General features: G+C 50.7%; 19 protein-coding genes. 9 read left to right on the top strand and 10 right to left on the bottom strand.

All coding sequences use genetic code 11. The annotated features are described in order from the left end of the window. Positions 1 to 22 precede the first annotated feature (22 nt). Entirely contained in the window at positions 23 to 763 is a 741-nt protein-coding gene (locus GZZ87_RS00535) for a hypothetical protein (RefSeq protein WP_162027043.1), read from the bottom strand. Between the two features lie 302 nt (positions 764 to 1,065). On the opposite strand from GZZ87_RS00535, the gene GZZ87_RS00530 reads away from it, so the two are divergent. From GZZ87_RS00530 to GZZ87_RS00515, 4 genes are read left to right on the top strand one after another with little or no spacing between them, the layout of a single operon-like run. Beyond that, positions 1,066 to 1,737 carry a haloacid dehalogenase type II gene (locus GZZ87_RS00530; RefSeq protein WP_162027042.1) on the top strand — a complete coding sequence of 224 codons (672 nt, stop codon included), beginning with the start codon at positions 1,066 to 1,068 and terminating at the stop codon, positions 1,735 to 1,737. A 45-nt stretch (positions 1,738 to 1,782) separates the two neighbouring features. After that, entirely contained in the window at positions 1,783 to 2,451 is a 669-nt protein-coding gene (locus GZZ87_RS00525) for an ABC transporter ATP-binding protein (protein ID WP_162027041.1), read from the top strand. Beyond that, positions 2,448 to 5,039, top strand: a complete 2,592-nt coding sequence (locus GZZ87_RS00520; RefSeq protein WP_244648159.1) for an ABC transporter permease — start codon at positions 2,448 to 2,450, stop codon at positions 5,037 to 5,039. The genes GZZ87_RS00525 and GZZ87_RS00520 overlap by 4 nt, the downstream gene beginning before the upstream one ends. After that, a complete protein-coding gene (locus GZZ87_RS00515) occupies positions 5,036 to 6,166 on the top strand; it encodes a lipocalin-like domain-containing protein (protein WP_162027040.1) in 1,131 nt (376 codons plus the stop codon). Before GZZ87_RS00520 ends, GZZ87_RS00515 begins: the two co-directional genes overlap by 4 nt. Positions 6,167 to 6,650: 484 nt before the next feature. Here GZZ87_RS00515 and GZZ87_RS00510 read toward each other — a convergent pair whose 3' ends face one another. The 3 genes from GZZ87_RS00510 to GZZ87_RS00500 all read right to left on the bottom strand — a co-directional run bounded on the left by GZZ87_RS00510 (position 6,651) and on the right by GZZ87_RS00500 (position 8,318). Then, complete coding sequence (locus GZZ87_RS00510) at positions 6,651 to 6,872, bottom strand: hypothetical protein (RefSeq protein ID WP_162027039.1); 222 nt, start codon at positions 6,870 to 6,872, stop codon at positions 6,651 to 6,653. Between the two features lie 27 nt (positions 6,873 to 6,899). Next, positions 6,900 to 7,352 carry a hypothetical protein gene (locus GZZ87_RS00505; protein WP_162027038.1) on the bottom strand — a complete coding sequence of 151 codons (453 nt, stop codon included), beginning with the start codon at positions 7,350 to 7,352 and terminating at the stop codon, positions 6,900 to 6,902. Positions 7,353 to 7,889: 537 nt separating this feature from the next. Beyond that, on the bottom strand, positions 7,890 to 8,318 hold the full coding sequence (locus GZZ87_RS00500; RefSeq protein WP_162051224.1) for a hypothetical protein: 429 nt from the start codon (positions 8,316 to 8,318) through the stop codon (positions 7,890 to 7,892). A 1,054-nt stretch (positions 8,319 to 9,372) separates the two neighbouring features. Here GZZ87_RS00500 and GZZ87_RS00495 point away from each other — a divergent pair. After that, on the top strand, positions 9,373 to 9,525 hold the full coding sequence (locus tag GZZ87_RS00495) for a hypothetical protein (protein ID WP_162027037.1): 153 nt from the start codon (positions 9,373 to 9,375) through the stop codon (positions 9,523 to 9,525). 364 nt (positions 9,526 to 9,889) lie between these two features. Here GZZ87_RS00495 and GZZ87_RS00490 read toward each other — a convergent pair whose 3' ends face one another. Together GZZ87_RS00490 and GZZ87_RS00485 are read right to left on the bottom strand one after the other, a co-directional pair. Beyond that, a complete protein-coding gene (locus GZZ87_RS00490; protein ID WP_162027036.1) occupies positions 9,890 to 10,135 on the bottom strand; it encodes a type II toxin-antitoxin system RelB/DinJ family antitoxin in 246 nt (81 codons plus the stop codon). A 491-nt stretch (positions 10,136 to 10,626) separates the two neighbouring features. Further along, positions 10,627 to 11,727, bottom strand: coding sequence for a redoxin domain-containing protein (locus tag GZZ87_RS00485; RefSeq protein WP_162027035.1), 1,101 nt, complete (start codon positions 11,725 to 11,727; stop codon positions 10,627 to 10,629). 899 nt (positions 11,728 to 12,626) lie between these two features. Between GZZ87_RS00485 and GZZ87_RS00480 the strand changes: the two genes are divergently transcribed. Continuing rightward, positions 12,627 to 13,829: a PDZ domain-containing protein gene (locus GZZ87_RS00480; RefSeq protein ID WP_162027034.1), complete on the top strand. Its 1,203-nt coding sequence runs from the start codon at positions 12,627 to 12,629 to the stop codon at positions 13,827 to 13,829. A gap of 233 nt (positions 13,830 to 14,062) precedes the next feature. Here GZZ87_RS00480 and GZZ87_RS00475 read toward each other — a convergent pair whose 3' ends face one another. From GZZ87_RS00475 to GZZ87_RS00460, 3 genes are all read right to left on the bottom strand, one after another. Then, the gene (locus GZZ87_RS00475; protein WP_162051274.1) at positions 14,063 to 16,900 is read right to left on the bottom strand and encodes a DUF748 domain-containing protein; all 2,838 of its coding nucleotides are present in this window, start codon (positions 16,898 to 16,900) and stop codon (positions 14,063 to 14,065) included. A gap of 379 nt (positions 16,901 to 17,279) precedes the next feature. After that, on the bottom strand, positions 17,280 to 17,444 hold the full coding sequence (locus GZZ87_RS00470; protein ID WP_162027032.1) for a hypothetical protein: 165 nt from the start codon (positions 17,442 to 17,444) through the stop codon (positions 17,280 to 17,282). 169 nt (positions 17,445 to 17,613) lie between these two features. Beyond that, the gene (locus GZZ87_RS00460) at positions 17,614 to 17,886 is read right to left on the bottom strand and encodes a hypothetical protein (protein ID WP_162027030.1); all 273 of its coding nucleotides are present in this window, start codon (positions 17,884 to 17,886) and stop codon (positions 17,614 to 17,616) included. A gap of 156 nt (positions 17,887 to 18,042) precedes the next feature. Here GZZ87_RS00460 and GZZ87_RS00455 point away from each other — a divergent pair, with 156 nt between their 5' ends. The 3 genes from GZZ87_RS00455 (at position 18,043) to GZZ87_RS00445 (ending at position 21,420) form a co-directional block, all read left to right on the top strand. Beyond that, the gene (locus GZZ87_RS00455; protein WP_162027029.1) at positions 18,043 to 18,717 is read left to right on the top strand and encodes a response regulator transcription factor; all 675 of its coding nucleotides are present in this window, start codon (positions 18,043 to 18,045) and stop codon (positions 18,715 to 18,717) included. Then, positions 18,714 to 20,219: an ATP-binding protein gene (locus tag GZZ87_RS00450; RefSeq protein ID WP_162027028.1), complete on the top strand. Its 1,506-nt coding sequence runs from the start codon at positions 18,714 to 18,716 to the stop codon at positions 20,217 to 20,219. Before GZZ87_RS00455 ends, GZZ87_RS00450 begins: the two co-directional genes overlap by 4 nt. Positions 20,220 to 20,457: 238 nt before the next feature. Then, positions 20,458 to 21,420 (top strand): 2-dehydropantoate 2-reductase, encoded by a 963-nt coding sequence (locus tag GZZ87_RS00445; protein WP_162027027.1) that lies wholly within the window; start codon positions 20,458 to 20,460, stop codon positions 21,418 to 21,420. Here the strand turns inward: GZZ87_RS00445 and GZZ87_RS00440 are convergent. Then, entirely contained in the window at positions 21,380 to 21,817 is a 438-nt protein-coding gene (locus GZZ87_RS00440) for a hypothetical protein (RefSeq protein ID WP_162027026.1), read from the bottom strand. The genes GZZ87_RS00445 and GZZ87_RS00440 overlap by 41 nt on opposite strands. Between the last annotated feature and the right edge of the window lie 38 nt (positions 21,818 to 21,855).

The raw sequence follows: 21,855 nt of genomic DNA, 5'->3' as shown, positions 1-21,855 counted from the left end.
CGAGTTGGTTGCTTCTAGAGCGCTAGATGCTGATGACTATGAGCGTTAATATCCCGATGGTGAGTGCTACGCTCGTGGCTCTGGATAACTTCTCTGAGAGTGGTCCTTTCTTAACGTATCCTGCTAAGAATCCACCGATCAGTGCCGGCAGTGTAAACAGTATCCATCCTCGAATCATTCGCCGACGTTGCCAATCCTCTTGGCGTTGTTTGATTAACTCTGGTAAGTGAGTCGGCAGTGGTTGCGCATTCCGTGCCGTTGAATTGCGAGGGATGGACTCTAAGGTTCGGACTGCTTCTGTTGGGGAGCCATTATCGTTTGGAAATAGCTGTAACAAAGCAGGATCATGAGCGTCAGGTTCTCCTCCGAAGGTTTCGATATGACCATCTAGGAACGCGACATGCCCCAAATAGGGTTTATCAAATGAGCGGAACTGCTGCAGGCCACGTGTCCAGAAGAGCGGAGTTAAGGAGGCTGGTCGATCGAGGTTTGGATAGATGGCAACTGATATACCGATCGGATACTCGAAAATAGTGGGATCGACCTGGATCGTATGGTTTGGAGTGATGCGTGCAAATACTAATGGTGGCTTCGGGCGCTGATCAGAGTCGACTTCAAGGGAATCTAGAACCAAGTCTGTATCCATCGCACCTGCGGCGGCGATAAATGCCAAGAAATCCTCCATCTGTTGGAAGTGTTCAGGATCATATGACTGTGGTCGTGTCGCTGTCTGTTCGGCGAATGCAAAGGCAAGTTGCCTCATGTCTGACCTCTCCTTGGCTGTCACTGCCAGTGAGCGTGTTGTTGCTGTCAGTGAAATGGTAACACAATGTAATAGTAAACAGCAGGTGAGTATGCACTTAAACAACGAGCGATAGGAAACAGGCATAGTGCGATGAAAGCAGAACATCGAGTGGTTGGGAACCTTTAGTTTTATTCCGTAGTCGAGTTTCTTTAGATGCTCGACCGACACGGCCAATGATCTCATTTTTTCTAGGCGGGAGGCCAGCTTAAGCAAGCCACCGACTTATAAATGACTCATTCGAATCTAGAACCAACAAAAACATGCCAACACCCAAAGTAATCGTATTCGATGTGAACGAGACGCTGCTCGATTTAACTCCACTGAAAGTTTCGGTGGGCAAAGCGCTTGGCGGTCGGGAAGACCTGTTGCCGCTGTGGTTTTCGACCATGCTGCATTACTCGTTGGTGGAGACCTTGTCCGGAAGCTATCACGGCTTCGGTGAGATCGGTTCGGCCGCGCTAAGGATGCTGGCTGAGAAGCATGGTATTGAGTTGAGCGGCGAAGGCGCAACGGCATCGATCGTTCCAGCGCTTCAATCGTTGCCGCCGCATGCAGATGTGGTGGCGGGGCTCAAAGCACTGGCAGCGCAAGGGGGTCGATTAGTGACTTTGAGCAATTCGTCGTCGGATGAAACGAGCGCGGCCTTGCGCAACGCAGGTCTGATAGATCTCTTGGAGCAGAGCTACAGCGTCGAGAGCGTTCGAAAATACAAACCACACCCGGATGTTTATAACGGGGTGCTCTCTGATCTCGGGGTGCAGCCGCACGAAGTGCTGATGGTGGCCGCGCATGCTTGGGATCTAATGGGTGCCAAGAACGTCGGCCTGCAGACCGCCTTTGTGAAGCGTCCGGGGGCGATCGGTTATCCGCTCGCACAGCAGCCGGATCATGTCGTTGAGGATCTGTTGCAACTGGCTGAAGTGCTGTCTTGAGTCTTTTTAGTAAGTTGATGCTTCCTTACGCGTTCTCTCTATCACATGACAACAATTTTAAAGGTTTCAGCTGTTCGTAAGTCGTATGGTGCCGTCGAGGTGCTACGCGGAGTCGATTTTGATATTGCTGCAGGGGAGCGTGTTGCACTGATGGGGCCGAGTGGCTGCGGTAAATCCACCTTGCTAAATTGTTTGTGCGGTATCGATCAGGTGGATCAAGGCACTATTCAGTTAGGCGACTTTGTGTATGATCACTCGCAGCGTGGGCAGATGGATCGTATTCGTCGTGAGTGGATCGGCTATGTCTTTCAGTCGTTTCACCTATTGCCGACGCTCTCTGCGCTTGAAAACGTCGAACTGCCGGGCTTGTTAATCGATATGCCAGCGAATTTGCGCAAAGCGCGCGCGCTGGCGTTGTTGCGGTCGGTGGGCTTGGCGGATCGTCGAGGGCATCTGCCGGATGCGCTGAGCGGCGGGGAGCGTCAACGTGTAGCCCTGGCGCGTGCGGTGATGCATCGTCCGCAATTGATTTTAGCAGATGAGCCGACTGGTAGTTTGGACTCGGTGAGTGGGGGTGTGGTGCTGGATTTATTGGAAAGTCTTTCAATTGAGCATGGGATCGCCTTGCTGTTGGTCACGCATGATGCCGATTCAACGCGTATTTGTGATCGTGTGCTGCACATGCGTGATGGCTGTATCGATCCTCAGCTATGATGCAGTTTCGCGAGTTACGTGTTGCATGGCTGCTCTTACTGAAGTCAACGCTGCGGCATTGGCGTATGGCGTGGGGCAATTATCTGGTGCTGCTGGCGATCATCGCCGTCGGCGTCGGTGCGTTTAATGGCATACGGCAAGCAAGCCGTGCGGCGTCGGCTAATTTTGGCTTGTTCAACGAGGCAGTGTCCGGGCGTAGTGATTTCTTGCTCGAACGTGAGCCAGGACAGTTGTCGGATGCGGATCTAAGTGCGCTCGGGGAATTGGCATCCGATCCTGATTGGCATGTAGTGCCTGTGATTGAGGGCGGCCTGACTCAGTTAGATCTGCAGGGCGCTCAGCTGCGGCAGTTGCACATGGTCGGTTTAGATTTGGTGAGCCTAGGTAATTTGCCACGGTTTGTGGAGCAGGGCTTCTCACTCGGGGATTCAGAAGATGAGTGGTATGATTGGTTGGGGCCGTTGGATGCCGTGTGGATTTCGTATACATTGGCGGAGGCCGCTGGGCTGGAGCGCGGAGATCGTATCGAAGTCGTGACCGGTGGGGTGGCTAAAACCTTGCAGATTGCGGATGTGATTGGCGACGCGCAGTCGGGGCTGCCTGACGATTTAATTCTGTGTGACTTGCCTGCAGCACAAGCCATCTTGGGGCGGCCGAATCAGTTGGATCGTATCGAGTTGGTCGTCGCGGATCGTGAGCGGCGTGCCGATCCGAAGTATTTGGCTGTATTGCAAACGCGGATACAGAATCTGCTGCCAGCAGCGTATACGGTTTCGCCAGCGGAAGCTCGTGCGGCGGAGCGTGCGAGTATGACCGAGGCGTTTCGTATGAATCTGATGATTTTGTCGCTGATCGCTATTCTGGTTGGCGTGTATTTGATACTGCAGGCGTTAGATGCGGCAGTGGTGCGGCGACGTAATGAACTGGCGACGCTTCGCAGCTTAGGTGTGTCGGCGCAGAGTCTGTTTGCGATGTGCTTATTCGAGGCCTTGTTGCTCGGCGTGCTGGGCTCATTTGTAGGCGTCGGAGTGGGGTATTTATTAGCGCTGGGCGCGGTGCATTCGTTGGCGGATACGGTGAACGCGATTTATTTTGCGACTTCAGCGGAGCAGATACAGCTGACTGCGTCGGATTGGTGGATCGGTATGGTTCTAGGGACGCTATTTAGCTTGTTGGCAGGCTGGCTGCCCGCGCGCGATGCAATGTTGACGCCCCCGGCTCAAGTCTTGGTGCGCGAAGATTGGTCGCCCGGATTTGTTTGGTTACGTCGTCCGCTCTTAGGCATCGGCTTTTTATTGCTCGGAGCGTTGGCACTGCTGATTCCTCCGCCGGTGATGGCAGGTGGTGCGCAGATGGCGCTGGGTGGCTTCCTAGCGGCAGGCTGTTGGATTTTTGGAGCGGCGCTGTTATCCGGTCAGGCCTTGGTGGTATTGGCGAAGGCACTACGCAATTGCTCGCCGAGTGCGGTATGGCGCCTGGCACTGAGTCGTTTGGCGGATGGATCGAGCCGCCATCGTTTGGCGGTTGCGGGGCTAGTGGTGGCCGTCGCGATGGTGACAGGCATCTTTCAAATGGTCGGCAGTTTTCGAAGCACGATCGAGGAGTGGTTTGATGTGCGCTTTCAGGCAGGATTGTATATCTCTGAGCAGGGCAGTAGTGGGCATCGCGCGAATGGAATACGAGTCGAGGTGATGCAATCACTCCAGGCGCTCCCCGAATTGGCCTATCTGGATGCGCTGTATACCACGCAGGTGGATGCGCCCGTGGGGGTGACGGTTTTGGCGGGTGTTGATTTTGACGTGTGGGTAACGCAGGATTTGAAGCAAATATGGATTCAAGCGCCGGGAGAGTGGCAGGCACCCGCGGGAGCGGAGCCAGCATATGTGAGCGAGGCCTTTGCGCGGCGCTTTGATGTGATGCAAGGCGGTGTCGTGGAGTTGCAGACGCCGATGGGCTCGCTTGTGGTGTCGCCGATTGCGATCTTTGCTGATTACGGAAATGAGTTTGGTTCGGCCGTGGTAGATGTGCCAGTGTGGCGTGAGTGGACCGGCTTAGAGCGTCCGTTGAATGTCAGCCTCTACTTGAACGCAGGAGAAGACTTGAATGCGGTGCGTGATCGCTTGCGCATCGAATACCCTGGTTTGAAGGTCAACAATGCACAGGAGTTGCGCCGCTTGGCTTTAGGGATCTTTGATCAAACTTTTCGTGTGACGGGGGCCTTGAACCTCATCGGGATCGTGGTGGCGATGGTCGGGTTGTTACTTGGACTGATCGCCATTTTTGAGGAATCGACTCGCACCTGGCAGACCTTGAATCATTTGGGCTTCGGGCGTCGGCGTTTATTGCTGACGGCTGGCTTAGAGGGCGCAGGGATTGCATTGGCCGCTTGGATCAGTGGCACTGTGGTGGGGTTGGCGCTGGGCTGGTTGTTAATCGCGGTGATCAATGTGCAGTCGTTTGGTTGGACCTTGTTGTGGCGTATTCCTTATGGATCGCTGCTCTTGTTTGGAGCATTGCTAATCGTTGCTGGTTACGTGTGCGGCCTGTGTGCCGGAATGATGTGGAATCGTCGGAATTCTAGGAAATGAAGCATTGGATATACATAGTTGTTTTCGCGTGGATGGTTACCTCGGTATCGGGAGAGTGGATACAGCCGCCTTTGCAAACCGAGTCAGGCAAGCCGGTGCCGCAGCCAGATGTGGTGCCGCAGTTACCGGGCGCGCATGGGGCACACCCTGACTACGGGATTGAGTGGTGGTATTGGGTGGGGCATTTGCAGGCGGTCGAGACGGGCGAGCGCTTTGGCTTTCAGTCCACGGTGTTTCGACTGGCGGGCGAGGGCGAGCCATTGGCATCCGAGAGCTTTGGTAATCAGCAGCTTTATATGAGCCATGCCGCGTTGAGCGATTTGGAGCAGCAGCGCTATCATCATCTAGAACGTGTCTATCGTGAAGGCTGGCAAGCGAGTGCTGCTCTCGATCAATTGGGTCTACGAGTGGGGCCGATTGAGGCTCAGGCGCTTGACGACGGCAGCGGGATGCAAATGTCCGTGCGCTATGCGGATGGGGTGCGTCTCGATTTGATACTACGCCCAACGAAACCGCTAGTGCGTTTTGGCGAGCGGGGTGTTTCCCGTAAAGGCAGCGATCCCGCTGCGGTGAGTTGGTATTGGACCTATACACGGATTGAAGTGACGGGCACCTTGCAGCGAGCAGGGGAGTCGATTGCACTCGAAGGTGTGGCGTGGATGGATCACGAGATCTCGTCCAGTCAACTCGGCAGCGAACTGGTGGGTTGGGATTGGACTGCCATTCAACTCGACGATGGCACCGAAGTGAAAGCCTACCGCTTACGTGGCCCGAATGAACAAAGTGACCCGTGGTCCGCGGTGTATTGGATCGATGCGGATGCCCAGGTGACTTCGGTCTATGCCAAAGATTTTACCTGGGAAGCGCTCGATCGTTGGCGGAGTCCCGAGACGGGCGTCGTTTATCCGACCCGCGTTCGCATTCGAGCAAAGCATCCCGCGACGGGCACGGAATGCGTCTATGAGCTCCGACCCTTACTGGCGAAGCAGGAGTTCATCGGCAACGATGCCGATAATGCCTACTGGGAAGGGGCATGTGAGGTGTTCAATGCGGCCGGTGAACGGATCGGCGTCGCATACCTGGAACTCGCAGGCTACAGCGGTGGTTTGAGTGGGAAATTGAATTAGGCCGCGACTGCCTCATGGCAGTCGCCATTCGTGCGGTGCTGATCGGTGGACGGACTGGGGGCACTTGAGGTCTTATAACGATACATTCTGCGTTTCGTTTTTCTTTTCGATTCTGATCTTAGGCGATCAGTTGACTCGTTTTCTACTTACTTAAATCGCGCAATGCAAAGGTAATGACATGACCCCATTTCTGGTTTTAACGATACATTCTGCGTTTCGTTTTTCTTTTCGATTCTGATCTTAGGCGATCAGTTGACTCGTTTTCTACTTACTTAAATCGCGCAATGCAAAGGTAATGACATGACCCCATTTCTGGTTTTCTACTTACTTAAATCGCGCAATGCAAAGGTAATGACATGACCCCATTTCTGGTTTCATAGCGAACGTGGAGAGGACTAATAGATGAGCGCAGCGAAATCTATTGAGTCACTCGACTGGTTGTCGTGTGTTTTTCTTGTTAGTTCAGTGGTCAATGACTGCTTCATTATTGTTTATTTCTATCAAGGAAATCTCGGTTAGCACTAGAAATCTGAAAGCCTTCTCCAACTCGACAGATGAATTCTTCTTTCAGTAACACATCTAAGATATCTCTGATTTCATCTTTCTGCGCAGTTTTGTTCTGCCAGTCTAAAAAGGAAAATATCTGGTCATAAGATATCGCCCCCGGAGCGTAGTAACGGAAGGCATCTCTAATCGATTCTTTCATTTTTCATTCTCCGACAACGTCGAGGTCTCACGCGGAGGGGGCGCAGCCCCCGGAGTTGTGAGCACCGTCTTGATATGCTTTTAGTGCATTGTCCCAGTAACCCGATCTAAACACGTTGAATGCTCTCTGGGAATCGTCTCCGTCATGATACCCGCATGTGTTGACGCCGATATTCGGATACACGAGGAAACCATGTATTTCTATTTGTTTATTGTCGTATTCTTTAATTATGACGTTGGGATCTGAAGAGAGCAAATCCTGTTCTTTGAAGGTTACTTTCGTTTCTGGAAAAAAGCAGATTTCAGCGACCTTTCTGTTTTCGTCGTAGTTAATTCCTAGCTCGGAATAATCCTCTCGAAGCCCGCTGTTTCGTTCATTTGCGCGTGTGGGGTTCTCGTTCAGTGCTGCGTGCACTTCTTTTGGTGACATGCCAAACTTGATAGGTCCTGCTCCAATGTGCGGGGTAAATTCGTAATTCATTTTCTGCATATCGTCAAGATGTGGCACGGAGTGAGTGAGGGACGAGCGAACGGAGTTGTCCACGATCGCCTGGTTCTACCCTTTGGTTATTACACACTCATAGTGTTGATGAAGCATTCTCCTATTTTTATCGCTGGTAGTATGATTATTAGTATTAAGGGGAGCAGCCATTTTAGTTCTCTGTTTTTGATATATTTATAGGTTAGGAATATGTTGGCTGGCCAGTAGGCTATAAGCATGGATAGACCTATTATTTTATTAATTCCTAGTGCGGAAAAACAAGAGGCGAATGAACCCGGGAGATAGAAAAATCCAAAAAGATAAGCTGTTGCTGCAGAATAGTATTCATGGTGAGGATGTCCCATCGTGATCACATAACTTAGTAAGACTGACAGTCCATATAGGCAAAATACAACAGCATACGGGTTCAGCTTCTGAAGTAGGTGGTCTCCTTTCATTTATCTGTAGAACGGTGAGAGGACTAATAGATGAGCGCCAGCGAAATCTATTGAGTCGCTCGACTGGATAGATGATTGGTTAGTTAGAGTTAGCTAGCAAGTCAGTAAAGTCTTCGGTGTATATGATAGAGCCACCGTGCGACGACTCCATTCGGAAATGTGCTTTCGAGAAAACGTAACGACTTCCAATGTCTGAGTAGAATAAATCGTGCCATCCTTCGTCTTTTGTTTTTATAGATCTGATGGAAATTTCTACCCTATATAGAGTCTCTGGCTGAACAAAACGAACCTCAATTATCCTTGTATATATTTTCTCGCCGCCTGCATCGGATAGTTTCATTCCGGTGCCTCCTATCGATAAAGACGTAACAACAAATTCACCTTGTCCATAGGATCCTGAAATTGTTGGACGTGGTGCTTCTTCAATTTCTTTCTGCTTATCGCACCCTGGGAAAACAGTCAGAGATGCTAGGAGAATCAGCCAGCTTAGGTGTCGTTTAATTTCCATCTATCGAACGTCAAAGGTAGGCATGGAGTGAGGCACGAACGGAATTGTCCTATCCTGCCTTGTTAGGCGTGGTTGTTTTTGTGAACTGTGTATCGATTTGCTCCATCAGATTTTTCAAAGTTTTTCTTACAAGTATGACACTCATATTTGATCCATTTATCTGTATCCCTCGATGTATTTAAGAGTCTTCTATTCGCGCCGTCCTTGTCTCTGCATATTGGACAAAATGGATCTAAGTCTCCTTTTCTCCAGTATAAATTCTCCCTAAACTCTAAACATGAAGACTTCTCTTTTATTAACTTTGCGACATACAGCACACTCAGGCAAGTGGAGAGCAAGATTGTCAGCAATAGTCCCCATGTCTCTGCTATACTTTTTTCACTTTGGAGGAACGCCACCATCCAGTTTAGTGATGGGATGGCAATAAATGTCCACACTCCTACCGCCAACCATGTTGTCCAGTGCTCTTTTATGGATTTCAGTAGAGGTTGCATTTTTTCTATTTCATTCGCCTAACGTCGAGCATGAGCGATGGCGCGATAGCGACATTGCTCACTGCGATTGGTTCGGCTGGTTGGATTTGTGTATTGGCTCAAATATTTTCGAAATCTTCATCTCTCCAGTGTTAGGGGCTCTATGCGCTACCGTGAGCTCAATTCCATTTTTCTCCTCTGACCATCTCGCTAAAATGCTCTGATGTTTGTCGGTCAGCTTCAATTCTTCCGTTTTCTTCAGCGATAGGATTTGGAGGTAGTCTGAAATCCCTCTGAAGTCTCCGTCTACTTTGATTCTGTATTTGATTCCCTCTGCTTGAAATTGAACCTGCCACGTCTCAGACGAAGCGTTCACTTCTCGAAATAGATGTTCCGCCGATAGAACGAATGGTAAAAGTAAAGCCAGTATGTAAATTAGTTTCATTCTTTTGCCGAACAAGTTATTATGTCATTCTACATATTATTCCAGTTAGGCGCATGTCAAACGTATTTTAGCTAAAGAAAATGAAATTAATACAGAGATATTGTTCTAGATGGGGTAATATGTCATTCTCTATACTATGATTAAGTTCCCGCTGGAGACCTTTAATTTGTATCAGGCTCGTTTGACTGTCTTGGGTGTTTCGAGTCCAGAGCGGCCGCATTATGTGAAGTGGGTTCGGTATTTCTTGGACTTTGAGGCTAAGTATGGCACCTCAAGCCCACGCCTGTAGAGGATGGAAATGTGGTCAAAGGATGGAAATGTGGTCATGTCGTTATGTTTGCGATTGATATGATCCAGGCGCTGAAAATGTGGAAAAGTGAATACGGAGCGTTCAGAGATCAACCACTTCGAAGTTACCAGAGTCGAGGTCATCTCTTAGACTATTTAGATGCTTATCAAGCTGTGTTTTGAATGCTTTGCTCTGAATCGTCATATTTGCCCCGACTGCATCCTTCTTATTTCGATAAAAAAGTAGAAACAAATCGCCCTCGTCAGATCGACTCTCGCAGACCGAATGATCACTTCGCGATCTGGCTCTGGAATCTCCGTGCCGAATTCCCTCTGACGAATGGAATCTCCAATGATGAGTGACATTAGACCTTGGCCTTGCGCCAGCCGCTCGCGACTGAATCCATCTTCTTTTGCGTGCTCGCGTCCACGCTGATTGCTTCAACAGCAACGTCATTCGGCGCCTCGAGGGAAAAAGGGATGCTTCTCGTCTGAACGATCTTGTTCAAGTAAAGACGAATTGCCGTTGGCATATCCAAGCCAATCTCATTGAGAACGGCATCGGCATTCGAACGTAAATCATCAGAAATTCTTACTTGTAGTGTTTTCATTGCATATTATAATGAATATGTAATGAACTTGCAGGCATTTAGGAGAAACGTCAAGAGGGACAATGTCGATTTATGAAGTGAAGAACTCGGATGGGTTGATATCTTGCTCCGAAAAAGCTGCGCCCTGACAGGTTCGGGGGCCGCTACACTTGGGGGTAGTGACTTGGGTGCTGTGGACGGACAGGACGAAGCTCTGCCGTAGATGGCGCAGCAATGTCTGTATCACTTTTATAGCTCTGAGCGTTTGCTCTGCTCTTGTTCGCAGTTTTTCACCTCCGTGTCTTCGTGACCTTCGTGGTGAATCCTTCTTTCGTCTTGTGAGTCGGGCTGACGCGTCGCATCGGAGACAGTCTCACAAATAGAGATAAAAGGATTTCGACGTCATAATCGTAATCTTACTCATAATCTTAATCCTGTATTTTTGAGACCGTCGAATCGCAACACCCCTACAATTGAATGGCTTCGCTCTGCTCCTCAATCCGTTCACGCTCTCACTTTTTCCTCTTTGACCCACGATTCATGCCGAAGGTGCGTGAGCCATCGTTGATCGGCTCGAAATGAATCGTATAGGATTGCGTTAACGCAAGACAGAGCGAATCGGTGCAGGCGAAGTAATCTAACTTCAGTTGAATGCTGTCGATGGGCTTGTCGGCTTTCACTGATACCCAAAATTGGCGCGGCTGTGTATCCGTGTCGCCAGGGCCTTTGACGGCTTGATCCTTGGCAGGCGTTGCTTCGACCCCGTTGGGTAGCGTCAGTGTGTATTGCATCGGCTCAGTCAGATTATTCCAGTGTGCCTCGTGGATGGGGTCTGGGTAGAAGCCTAGAAATAGACGGCCAGTGCCCGTCTCTAGTAACTCTTTCTCCGCTTCGACCCGTAGCTTTACGTAGTAGGTCTCTTCTGGTTTTTCTGGGGTGATCTTAAGGATCGTTAAGCCATCAGGGCGTTTCACCTGTAGGTCGTTATCTTCATTCACGATTCGACTGGGGCGCGAGATACGTGGCAAGTTTAGGTCGTCTGCGGATGTGACCTGTTTGATCGCTCCGACATGTTTGACGAGTGCGCTACGTAGGCTCTCCGCTTTTAATCGACTGGAGGCATAGACGACTTCGCCGTCGGGTGAAATGAGGTAGACCGAATTGGCTCCGATACCAAGTGCTTCGCGCATCTCATTGTCCATTGTGTCGACGATCCAAGGCACTGTGGTTTCGAGCTTTTGCTTGGCAGCTTCCATCTGCAAGAGTCGCTCTGGCATATTTTGAGGTTGTAAGTATCCGCTATGCTCGGGGTGGCGTAGTGATTTATAGACAAAGAAAAATTGCACGCCTTTGGGGGTGTAATCGGCCGCTGCTGCTTCCACTTCACGGTAGGCTTTGTGGAATTCGGGGCAGGTGAGGCAGCCTGCTGAAAGAACCGTGTATTTCCCTTGAGTGAGTTCTCGAAGCTTGATGGGGGAACCGTCGGGCAAGACTGCATTCAAATCCGGTAATGTGCCGCGGTAGACGTTGTTACTTGGTTGCGCCTGACTATTAAGGCAGGTCAGTGCCAGCAGGGAAAACAGAGCAACGAAATAAGAAAAGTAAGTGGTCATGGGGAAACGTTTGAATTATAGACCATCAGTGGCCTGTTGCTCCTATCGTGTCCGTTTCTTTAAAGTTTCAGCGTCGATCGTGACTGTGCTGTTTCTGTGCAATCCAGGAGTGACGACTATACTCACGCGCATCATAATTAGTGAAAATGACACTGACTGATGCTCTGCCATTTAGTCCGCTTAACGACGCTTAACCACTCTGATGTGTCCTTAACCAGACTAATTTTCTGTTTTTTGAACTCAGTGTGATTGTTAAGCGTCGTTAAGCGGACCCGCGCAGCGGCTCTGGTGCAGTTGTCGGGTATGATCGCTATATTATCCTAAAAAGATGAGTTGAACCGTTAATAAACGTGAATGCATGTTAATCTGAGACCTTAAATACATACTGTTTAAATACTTGCGTGACGTCTCTAACTAGGCATCGCCCATTCGCCATTTTTACAGTGGGTCGGATTGACGTTAATAAATGTCCATTAACGGTTTAAGAATCAGAGCTCATGCCAGCTGCCGAATCTAGGATTATAAGTTAAACCTGCGTCTCCAATACGCTTGTATTTTGGCATATCCCATCAACGGTTTTGTTTCGCATTCAAAATCACAAATAATGATGAGCGCCAGTATAGTAGCCTGTAACATTCAAGACTTCGCAAATCCTATGGTTTGGCTACTAACATCGAACTTTGAAATTTTAACATCGAACGTCCTATGCACATTGGAATGAAACGCGGATTTCTATTCAAAATTGGACGTTTCACGTTCGATGTTCGACGTTCATGCCGACCAAAATCCAAAATACTTCAGCTATTCGAAGTCTTTCGAGAAACAGATAAATACGACATGGCGCGAGAGTTAAGGCACTAGTGTTTGTATCGTATGGAGTGATATGCTTCTTTGTTGGGATGTTGAAGTTTTTCCCATTCGCGATCGTTGGTTTCGTGTGCTTCATGCTTGGTTTTGGACTGCGTGGTTTCTTTAGTTCACCAGCTGAGACCGTGGTGCGTGTGCCAGGGGCCAGAGAGCAGGCAGCTATGTCTGTTGATGTGATTGAGCCTCTGGTGGAGCTCGAAGAAGTGGAGCTTGAAATCGTCGAGCCCGCGACATTGGAAATCGAGGCGGCCTCAGGGGCTCAACTGATGAAACCTTCAGAAGCGATTTTTAATTGTCAACAGATCCAGCAGCGGGGCCGCTTTACCGAGGAGCTGCAAAACATGGTTTTGGCATGGATTGAGGATGATTCGAGTTTGTCGGATTCTGAAAAGGAGCAGTTGTTTAACGTAGTTCAGATCAGTGCTTTGCAAGGGGGGAGCATCCCACAGGAGGTGTCGCTGAGTCAGGTGATCGGGCAACTGTCTAATCCAGAGATTCGCAACGCATGGAAAGCGTCGAACACGGATAGCCCGATGCGGGCAGCGATCTTTTCGGAGCTGGCCGCGGCAGAGCTCGCTGAGCATTCGCCTGATGATTTATTGTTAGCAACTGCGGGGTGGACGCCTTGGGAGCGGGCGCAATATAGCGATACGTTACTGACGACGATGGCGCAGAGTGATTTGAATGCTGCCGTTGAGTGGGGGATGGCGAACCCGGAGTCTTTTGGCGCGGGTGCCATTCGTGAGTTGTTCACTCAATATTCACGCTCAGATGCCAGGGGTCTAGAGCAAGCCCTTTCAGACATCCAAGACCCGAAGCTTCGTGCGGGGGCAATTGAGGCACTTGCCGCTCGGCGTGTCATGAATACGGAGGTGGCTTTAGAGTGGGCGGATTCGTTGGCGACTCCTGAAGAGCAGGCTTTGGCACACGATGTGATTTATGAGATGACGCCGCGTGGTATCGGTGTCTCCATTACTAGTCGGGATGGGTTCCCTGAAGTCGCGAATGTCGTTCGCTCTAGTAATGGCCTGAGGCGAGGGGATCGGATTGTTGGTGTGATTGAAAACGGTGGAGAGCCGATTGATACCTTTGGGCGCAGTTTGGAAGACGTGGTGGAGTATATCAGAGGTGAGCCCGGCACGGAGGTGACCGTGCAAGTGCTACGTGGCAATAAGAGCACGGACGTCACGCAGGTCGAAACGGTGATCACACGCGAGCAATTGTATTTCGACTGAGGTCCACGGCTGCTGCGAATTGAGAATCGTGCGCCTTGACGGGCTCTAATTTTTGTAGGGGTGCTGCTTGCGGCACTCGCGAGCGGTTGGGGCGTTGCGGAACCTCGTGCGCGTGTGGCCTTTGCGCGGTCTTCGCCAATTCGACAAGCTCATGGTCTGGGACAAACAAAGCCCCTACGGTCGAGGCGCTAAATATATGGAATGCACTTTTGACGAATCACGATGTGGCCCACTTATTTTAACTCAAACTGCACGCTGGCGGATTGATTTTCAGGATCAAAGGTTTGGCTAGATAAACGCTCATCTTCAATCTCGCTGGTGGTGCTTAGGTAGCTTTCTACCGCAGCGACGCGGGCTTGCGCGAGTTGTTTGCGGGCGCTGGACGGGACTTCGGTGTCGGCTAGTAGGCTAATTTCCATTTGTGTGAGGCTGGGTTCAGCAGTCTCGTGGGCTGATGTAGTCCCGCTGGCTTTTTGTTTTGCTTTGTAAGCTTTTGCGACGTGCTTCTGATAAGTCGCGTCGTCCGTGTCCTTAGAGTCGGCGAGTAGCTTAGCGCGTAACGCTTCTTTGGCCAGTTCAGTGTCGTCTTCGTTTGAGAGCGTGGGCGTTAGACTGAGCGAAATTTGGGGACGTGCTTTGAGTGCCTTGGCGATTGCATTGAGGCGCTCGATGGAGTCGGCGTTGAGTTGACTACTGTTGGGTTCAAAGAGGACTTGCGAGAGATCAGCTTCAGAGCCGACTAAGTTGGAGAGTAGTTTGAAGGGTGCCGCGGCGACGTTGGTAACGAGACCCACCACTGCGGTGCGCACGATTTGCCACACGCTGGCCTTGGGGTCGCTAAGGTCACCCGATAGTGGAAGTGAGAGATCCATCTCGCCATTGACGCCTTTCAGCAGGGTGATCGCCAGATCGAGTGGTAAGGTTACCGCGGTGTCGCTGTCGACTTTGTCGCCAAAGCTCATTTGATCGATCAGGATTTTGTTACTGGCTTTGAGTTTGCTGTCTTTGATGGTCCAGTGGGCATCGAGAGCGAAGACGCCGTTGTCGATTTTTCGGCCGACGGATTTGCCCGAATAGGATGAGAATGTAGGCAATGTCAGCCCGGTCATATTAATTTTTAGAGTGGAGTCCTGTTTCGGATTAGCGGGGTAGAGCTGCCCTTTTACAGTGAGATGGCTCTGGTTTACCAAAGCTGTTAAGTCGAGTGCTGTGGGTTGCGGGGAATTGAAGCTGAGGTGGCCTAATTTCAGTTCGGTTTGCTCGATCTTGAATTCACCTGCGGGTTGCACGCTTTCGTCGATCAAGGTGAATGAGCCAGACTGGATGTTGATATTGTTAATCAGTAGATCCAGAGGAGCCGACTCTGAGGTCGATGCGCTTTCGGTTGATTCTGTGCTTTGCGGTTCGGCACCAGAGGATGTCGCTGGTAGGCGTAGCTGACTCTTCGGCGCATTTAGAGTGATCTGCTCGATTTTTACGGCGATGGGATTCGTCATCACGTCGATGCCTGTGATGTCGAGTGCTTGCCAACCCGCTTGGAGGTCGTTGGGCGTTTCTGTCGCCATGTCAAAGTCGGTGACGTTAACGGCACCTGTGACTTGTAGTCGGTCGTCAGGTTGGCTTTGTAATTTACCGTCAAAGTCGACTGTGCCGCTCTTGAGTGTGAGTTGCCCAAATTCCTGTGCGTAGTTGGCGAGCAGGGTGAGCGGGAAGGTGGAAACTTCTAGATCGAGGTCGATTTGAGCGCCTTCGGGGATGACGGATCCTTCGATATGAGCGCTTCCCGTTTCACCAAATCCATAATCGGCTGACACGGTGAAGGGGGAAGATAGGTCAGAGGACGCGCCTTTGATCTCGGCGCGTGGAATGTCGATGGTGACGTTGGCTTCGCCAGAGGTGAGCGCGTCGGCCCATGCGATTTGGTAGTCGAGGATTTCGATGCTGTCGAAGTGGTAGGTCAGTGCGGTTGCTTCGTCTGTAGGCTCGCTCGTCGTCGGAGCTGGTGCTTCGTCTGCGACTGGTGCTTCGGCGCTGCCAACGAGACGGAGTAGGTTGATTGATCCATCGGCGCTGCGAGCGATACGTGTTTCGCCGTCTTGTAGGGTGACTTTGTCGACTTGTAGGTCGAGTTGCGGGAATTTGAACTGTATGCCGTCGAGCCGAGCGGTGTTCAGTGAGATCACTCGATCTTCACCGGTGAGTGGACGACAGAGGATGTCGGTGAGTTCGAGTCGGCCAGCAGAGAGGACGAGCAAATGATCGAGGTCAGAGAGGTCGATTCGGTAATCGAAGCGCATGCCGAAGACGGCACTGGCTAGTTCGAACTGTGTGTATTGCTTGTAGTAAGGGGAGAGGCGGCTGATGTCGAATCCTGACAGTTCGATCAAGCCGCTTAAGGTCATGGGGTTTTCGGTCAAGGTGGCTTCAAATTGCAGTGCGGTGCCTTGCTCTGTTTCTGCTGAGAAGCGGATGACGTCCTCATTTTCAACTGCGGTGGTGAACTCGTGGAGCGTTAAGTTGATCGGTGTGATCACCTGTGAGTAGACTTCGGCGTTGGACTCATCGCGAAAGTCGATGCTGCCATGCTGGATTTGAAAGAGGTCAATTTGGATCTTAGGGAGCTCAAGGGTATTGATGTCGGCCAGCGCCTCGCGCCAATCACCTGCGGGCTCTTCTTCGATGGTCGGAGTTTCTTCTGGCTCCGATTGAGTGCGCACATATCCGATGTCTGGAGTGTCGATGACAATCGCATCAAAGACTGGGTGGAATTTATAAACCGTAGCGGCGCTGACATCGACGCTAGCACTTGCGAGTTGCAGTGACCATTGCTCGGCAGGGTCATTCAAGGTGAGCCCTTCGATGGCGAGTTTCCAAGTGAAAGGGTTGGCTGTCACCTTCTGGATCGCTGCTGATTCACCAAATTGCTTTTGTAAGGCGCGTTGACCGAAGAACTTGATCGCAAACGGCAGAATTAGAAATCCAGTGAGAACATAGAGGATGAAGAGGATGCCGGAAATTTTCAGTGCTTTGCGCATAGTGTCGATGAGTCGAAGATTGATTCTAGAACTCATTATATAAGCACAATATGCGCCGAAATGCGATAAGGAGGTGCATGGAAAATGAAATGTTTCTTAGATGAACCTAGATTCAGGAGTTAGAAGTTAGGAGTCAGGAGTTAGTCTTTGATTATGAGTCCTTTGTAGATTCTCCTATAGCCGCTTGCCGAGCGCAGCGACACTTTATTATGCCCTTGGGTGCAACCGACTTGTCCGCCGTAGCTTGTCAAGCGAAGGTGGAAGGGCGAAGCCATTTAGCGAGCGTCTAAGACGCCATAAAACACTGATGCTCAGCTTCTAACTCCTCCCTCCTGACTTGCTTCGCCATCTACGGAAGACCTCCGTCTAACTACTCTTTTAAGAATGAAACAGCGGCCTCCAAATTGGCACAGCCCTAGGCGGTTGTAGGAATCGGGTGTTTGATGAGTTCCATGCTGCCTGAGGGGGCTTGTTTGATCTTAATCCAACAGAGCCAATCCTTGTCATTGCGGTCGGGGTAGTCCTCGCGGTAGTGGCTGCCGCGTGATTCTTTGCGCATCAACGAAGTGCGTAGTTTCATTGATACGGATTACGTCGGTCGGGCACGCCAATGCGCAGGAGCCGCAGCCGATACATCCGTCGATTCGTTCAATTCCCATAATGATCTCCTCCCTCATAAAAAGAGCCCGCCCACGGTGAGTAAATACCTCTAAATTCTCATCCATGGGCGGGCTTGCTTCTCTGCCTATCTATCTGTCTTTTTTGCCACGTGGTGGCGGTCCCGAAGGAGCTTCGTCTTCGGTGATATAACCGTCTCCATCCGAGTCGCATTTAGTGAAGTGCTCATCGGGTCCGTCAAATTCGTCTTGTGAGACTTTGCCGTCACCATCAGCGTCCAGTCGTTCGATGAATTCTTCTGGGCTAGGTGGTTTACGGTCGCCTCTGCCTCGCTCGTCATTATCTGTTGCAGCGAATGCTGTGATTGCGCTGAGAAAGAGTAGTGTGGTGATTTTTAGTTTCATGAGTGTGTCCTTTTTTTGGGGTTATCGTTGATTGGTTTTCCTTTAGACGAGAACCATTACAACAGGTGAAAATGACAGGAAACGTCGTTGGAAAATGACTGAATTGTAATAATTAATAAATCGCAGCTCGTGGGGTGGATCTGGTAACTATAGAGCATGAAAATACTGGTAGTAGAAGATGATCGTAAAATTGCCTCCTTTATTAAGAAAGGACTGAAGGAGAGCGGTTACGTGGTCGATGTCTGCAATGAGGGGGATGCGGGCTACGATCTCGCTTCGACTGAAAGCTACGATGTCGTGCTGCTCGATATTATGCTACCAGGGCGCGACGGGTTGAGTATCTTACGGGGACTACGTGAGCAGAAGAATACGGTGCCAGTCATTTTGCTTACTGCACGGAGTGGGCTCGATGAACGTGTTGAGGGTTTAAACCTTGGGGCGGATGACTATCTAGCCAAACCGTTTTTTATGGAGGAATTGATTGCGCGTATTATCGCTGTCAGTCGCCGCGCCAGTGGTGAGCAGCTAAGCATGGTGAAACACGGAGATCTAACGTTGAACTTGATTACTAGGGAAGTGCTGCGCGGAGAACAGATCCTAGAGTTGACGAGCCGAGAGTTTAACTTGCTCGAGCTATTGATGCGATCGCCAGGTCGAGTGTATTCGCGGACGCAACTCTTGGAGCATGTCTGGGGATATGATTTTGACCCTCAGACCAACGTCGTCGATGTGTATATTCGCCGGGTTCGAGGGAAAATCGACGGAGGCGAGGGTGGCTCATTGATTGAGGCCGTGCGTGGGGTCGGCTATCGTCTAAAACAGATACCGTGAAACTATCATTTAAATCTAAAATTGCACTTATTTCGCTGCTTATTACCGGCACATTGTTGTCGGCTTTTGGCTTACTGTTTTTTGCATACGCATATAATGCAGGCCTTGATCGTATGGATTCCGAGGTTCGCACACTTGCTGAATCGTCATTGCGTGGGGGGACGCCTCCAGATTATTGGGAGAATTTCGATAAGTCCCTGAACTTTATTTACGGCGAGCAGGCATCCTCTCGTATTACAGTAGCGGTGTCTGATCCGAATCAAGGTGTCTCTTTCAGTTCTGAAAATGCACCACCTGAGCTCGTAGCGCTGCTATCTAAAATTGAGGTCATACCAGTGGAGAGGAATGATCCTTTCGAACGAGATCTCTTTCGTGATCGGTCTGATACGCGCGGAGATGACGAACTCTATAACCCTGGACGTGGTCGGGGCGGGCGCCCACCGCCAAGGCATGTGATGCCTGTGGAGATCGAAGAGCTCGAATTTCAGATATTGGAAACGGCGAGTGGGGATTGGCGTGTTGGCACTTTTCGTGTGCCTGGGATGACCGTGCTGATGGCGATGGACATGGAGGTGTTTTATCAGGACATCCATCAGTTTCAAAGCACGTTTATGATCGCTATGCCAATGGGATTGATCGTATTGGCCTTGTCTGGATGGTATCTTGCGGCACGCGCTATGCGGCCAGTTTCGATGATTGCCGATACGGCGGAGGGAATCACCGCGAAGGGGTTGAGCCAGAGAATTCCTGTCGTTGCGAAGGATGCCGAGATCGAGCGGCTTGTTGTTGTATTCAACGGTATGCTTGAACGGTTGGAGAAAAGCTACCAGCAGGCGATTAACTTTAGTGCAAATGCCGCGCATGAACTACAGACGCCATTGACGATTTTGCAGGGGGAGCTTGATAACGCGATACAAGCATCTGAAGACGAGTCTGAAGAGCAGCAGCGCTATAGCATGCTCTTGGGGGAGCTTAGTAACCTGAAATCAGTTGCTCAGAAATTACTCATCTTAGCGCATGCCGATGAAGGGCGGCTTAAGCTCAATAAGCAGACCGTTGACCTGAGTGAATTGATTCGTTCGGCAGGTGAAGATTTCGAAATAATGGGTCCGGGGTTGGGGGTTGAAATGTGTGTTCCAGATGGGATAGATGCGTCTGTTGATGTCGCCTTACTCAATCAAGCGGTTCGCAATATGACATCGAATGCCGCGAAGTATTCATCGGACGATGGGCATGTGCGTTTCAGGTTAGAACCGCGTGGCGAGATGATTGCTTTTACGCTCAGTAACACATCGCCAGTCATACCTGAAGACGATGCCGCCTTGCTCTTCAATCGCTTTCACCGCGTTGATAAATCGCGCACGAGGGCAGGCTCTGGATTGGGTTTGAGCCTCGCTCGCGAAATCGCCCGAGCTCATGGCGGGGATCTCGCATTGGCTGATTATCAGGATGGTATGGTTTCGTTTACACTGACTCTGCCAGCGACAAGCGATTTCTTGTAGGGGCTTTGCTTCGCGAAGACCGCGCACCTGCAAGTGGCTTTCTTTGTTATTACGATCTAGATCTCTGGATGGGAAATGAATTTTCTCGCTAAGTCTCGCGAAGGTGATCTCGAAACGCCAACGGCGGTAATACAAGTGCTGATTGCCTTGTGCGAATTGACAACAATCACTGAGAGATTATTAAAAACGATAGCAGGCACATCTGATTTGTAAAATAGCGTGCTTCGATTTAGTCATTATGAAAATTGGAATCATCGGAGTGGGGGCACTCGGCGGCTATTACGGTGCGAAGTTGGCATTGGCTGGAAATACCGTGCATTTGATTGCCCGTGGAGCGACACTGGAGGCGATCCAGGAACGTGGACTCACGGTGCAGCGCGATGATTCAACGCTATCTGTGACGGAGATACATGCGACCGACGATGCGTCCACGGTCGGTGTCGTGGATCTAGTGATTGTCGCCACCAAGAGTTATCATCTCGACTCGCTTGGCTCGACTTTGCGTGCGCTCAAAGGCCCCGAGACGATTGTGCTGCCTCTGCAAAATGGCATTGATAGTGCTGAGCGCTTGAGTGCCTTAACAGAGGCGAAGGGGATACTCGGCGGTTTAACCTATTTACCCGCGACTGTGAGTGCGCCCGGAGTCGTGCGCCAGCAAGGGGAGGAAAAGCCGATCCTGCTGGGAGCGCTCAATGCGAACGATACAGACGCGGCGGCTACGGCCTATGCCGTGCTGCATGCGGCAGGCATTGCTGTTGAGCATCATACCGATATACGCGTCGCTTTGTGGATGAAGTTTATACTGACGATCGGCACGATGGGCGTGCAATCCGTAGCGGGGCAAGGCTTTGGCGAGACGCGTGAGGATCCCGACACGCGTGCCCTGTATTTTGAGTGCATGGGCGAAGTCGCAGTGCTGGCCAAGGATTCTGGTATCACGTTGCCTGCCGATACGCAGGCTCAGTTAATGGCTAAGATTGACTCATATCCCGCCGTAGCAAAGGCCTCAATGCTACAGGACTTAGAACGCGGTCGCCCCTTGGAACTGGATGCCATGCATGGGACAGTCGTCCGTCTAGGCAAAACATTGGGAGTCCCGACTCCAGCCAATCAATTCATCTACAGCACATTGAAATTACGGGCAGCAGGGGCTGGGGCACTCACTGCTGCCAGTTCAAGCGAATGTCGTAAGGATAGGTGAATTGCTCGGGGAGTGTTTGTGCTGCCTCGTTATTGATTTCAGGGTGTATGTTTTGAGGTGGTGTCCAGGTTGCATCGCGACCGTAGATGTAATCTTGCTCCAACACAATGGCACGGTAGGCCTTGTTCAGCTTGAGGGCGCGCGCCCGACTCGGCGTGATGAGCACGTGCGCGTTTTCCGCTGCGAGGACTTTTGCCTCATTGACTGTGCCGTCTTCATTGAACCAGAGTTCGAGCATCTCTGTGTTGTTGCGAAATTCGCTGCCATCACCGACACGTTCTAAATAAGTTAAGATTTCAGGGCGATCTTCACCCATACTTGGAGCATCTGACATCTCATGTAGATTGATGTATTGCCAGCCCTCTGCGCCATCGACTCCTTCGATGAAGCCTTGCACCTACCAGCCATTGCGCTCGCCTTGTTTTTTTTGATAGG

The sequence above is a fragment of the Lentimonas sp. CC4 genome (genome assembly GCF_902728235.1).
Taxonomy (GTDB): domain Bacteria; phylum Verrucomicrobiota; class Verrucomicrobiia; order Opitutales; family Coraliomargaritaceae; genus Lentimonas.
Note: the sequence above shows the minus strand (reverse complement) of the source record. Positions and strands in the feature narration are given on the sequence as shown.

What these genes read in the sequence shown, in the direction of transcription:
- GZZ87_RS00485 (WP_162027035.1), bottom strand. Translation starts at nt 11,727, where the DNA reads ATGACCACTTACTTTTCTTATTTCGTTGCTCTGTTTTCCCTGCTGGCA.
- GZZ87_RS00530 (WP_162027042.1), top strand. Translation starts at nt 1,066, where the DNA reads ATGCCAACACCCAAAGTAATCGTATTCGATGTGAACGAGACGCTGCTC.
- GZZ87_RS00495 (WP_162027037.1), top strand. Translation starts at nt 9,373, where the DNA reads ATGATTAAGTTCCCGCTGGAGACCTTTAATTTGTATCAGGCTCGTTTG.
- GZZ87_RS00520 (WP_244648159.1), top strand. Translation starts at nt 2,448, where the DNA reads ATGATGCAGTTTCGCGAGTTACGTGTTGCATGGCTGCTCTTACTGAAG.
- GZZ87_RS00510 (WP_162027039.1), bottom strand. Translation starts at nt 6,872, where the DNA reads ATGAAAGAATCGATTAGAGATGCCTTCCGTTACTACGCTCCGGGGGCG.
- GZZ87_RS00455 (WP_162027029.1), top strand. Translation starts at nt 18,043, where the DNA reads ATGAAAATACTGGTAGTAGAAGATGATCGTAAAATTGCCTCCTTTATT.
- GZZ87_RS00445 (WP_162027027.1), top strand. Translation starts at nt 20,458, where the DNA reads ATGAAAATTGGAATCATCGGAGTGGGGGCACTCGGCGGCTATTACGGT.
- GZZ87_RS00525 (WP_162027041.1), top strand. Translation starts at nt 1,783, where the DNA reads ATGACAACAATTTTAAAGGTTTCAGCTGTTCGTAAGTCGTATGGTGCC.
- GZZ87_RS00515 (WP_162027040.1), top strand. Translation starts at nt 5,036, where the DNA reads ATGAAGCATTGGATATACATAGTTGTTTTCGCGTGGATGGTTACCTCG.
- GZZ87_RS00460 (WP_162027030.1), bottom strand. Translation starts at nt 17,886, where the DNA reads ATGAAACTAAAAATCACCACACTACTCTTTCTCAGCGCAATCACAGCA.
- GZZ87_RS00470 (WP_162027032.1), bottom strand. Translation starts at nt 17,444, where the DNA reads ATGAAACTACGCACTTCGTTGATGCGCAAAGAATCACGCGGCAGCCAC.
- GZZ87_RS00535 (WP_162027043.1), bottom strand. Translation starts at nt 763, where the DNA reads ATGAGGCAACTTGCCTTTGCATTCGCCGAACAGACAGCGACACGACCA.
- GZZ87_RS00475 (WP_162051274.1), bottom strand. Translation starts at nt 16,900, where the DNA reads ATGAGTTCTAGAATCAATCTTCGACTCATCGACACTATGCGCAAAGCA.
- GZZ87_RS00500 (WP_162051224.1), bottom strand. Translation starts at nt 8,318, where the DNA reads ATGGAAATTAAACGACACCTAAGCTGGCTGATTCTCCTAGCATCTCTG.
- GZZ87_RS00480 (WP_162027034.1), top strand. Translation starts at nt 12,627, where the DNA reads ATGTTGAAGTTTTTCCCATTCGCGATCGTTGGTTTCGTGTGCTTCATG.
- GZZ87_RS00505 (WP_162027038.1), bottom strand. Translation starts at nt 7,352, where the DNA reads ATGAATTACGAATTTACCCCGCACATTGGAGCAGGACCTATCAAGTTT.
- GZZ87_RS00490 (WP_162027036.1), bottom strand. Translation starts at nt 10,135, where the DNA reads ATGAAAACACTACAAGTAAGAATTTCTGATGATTTACGTTCGAATGCC.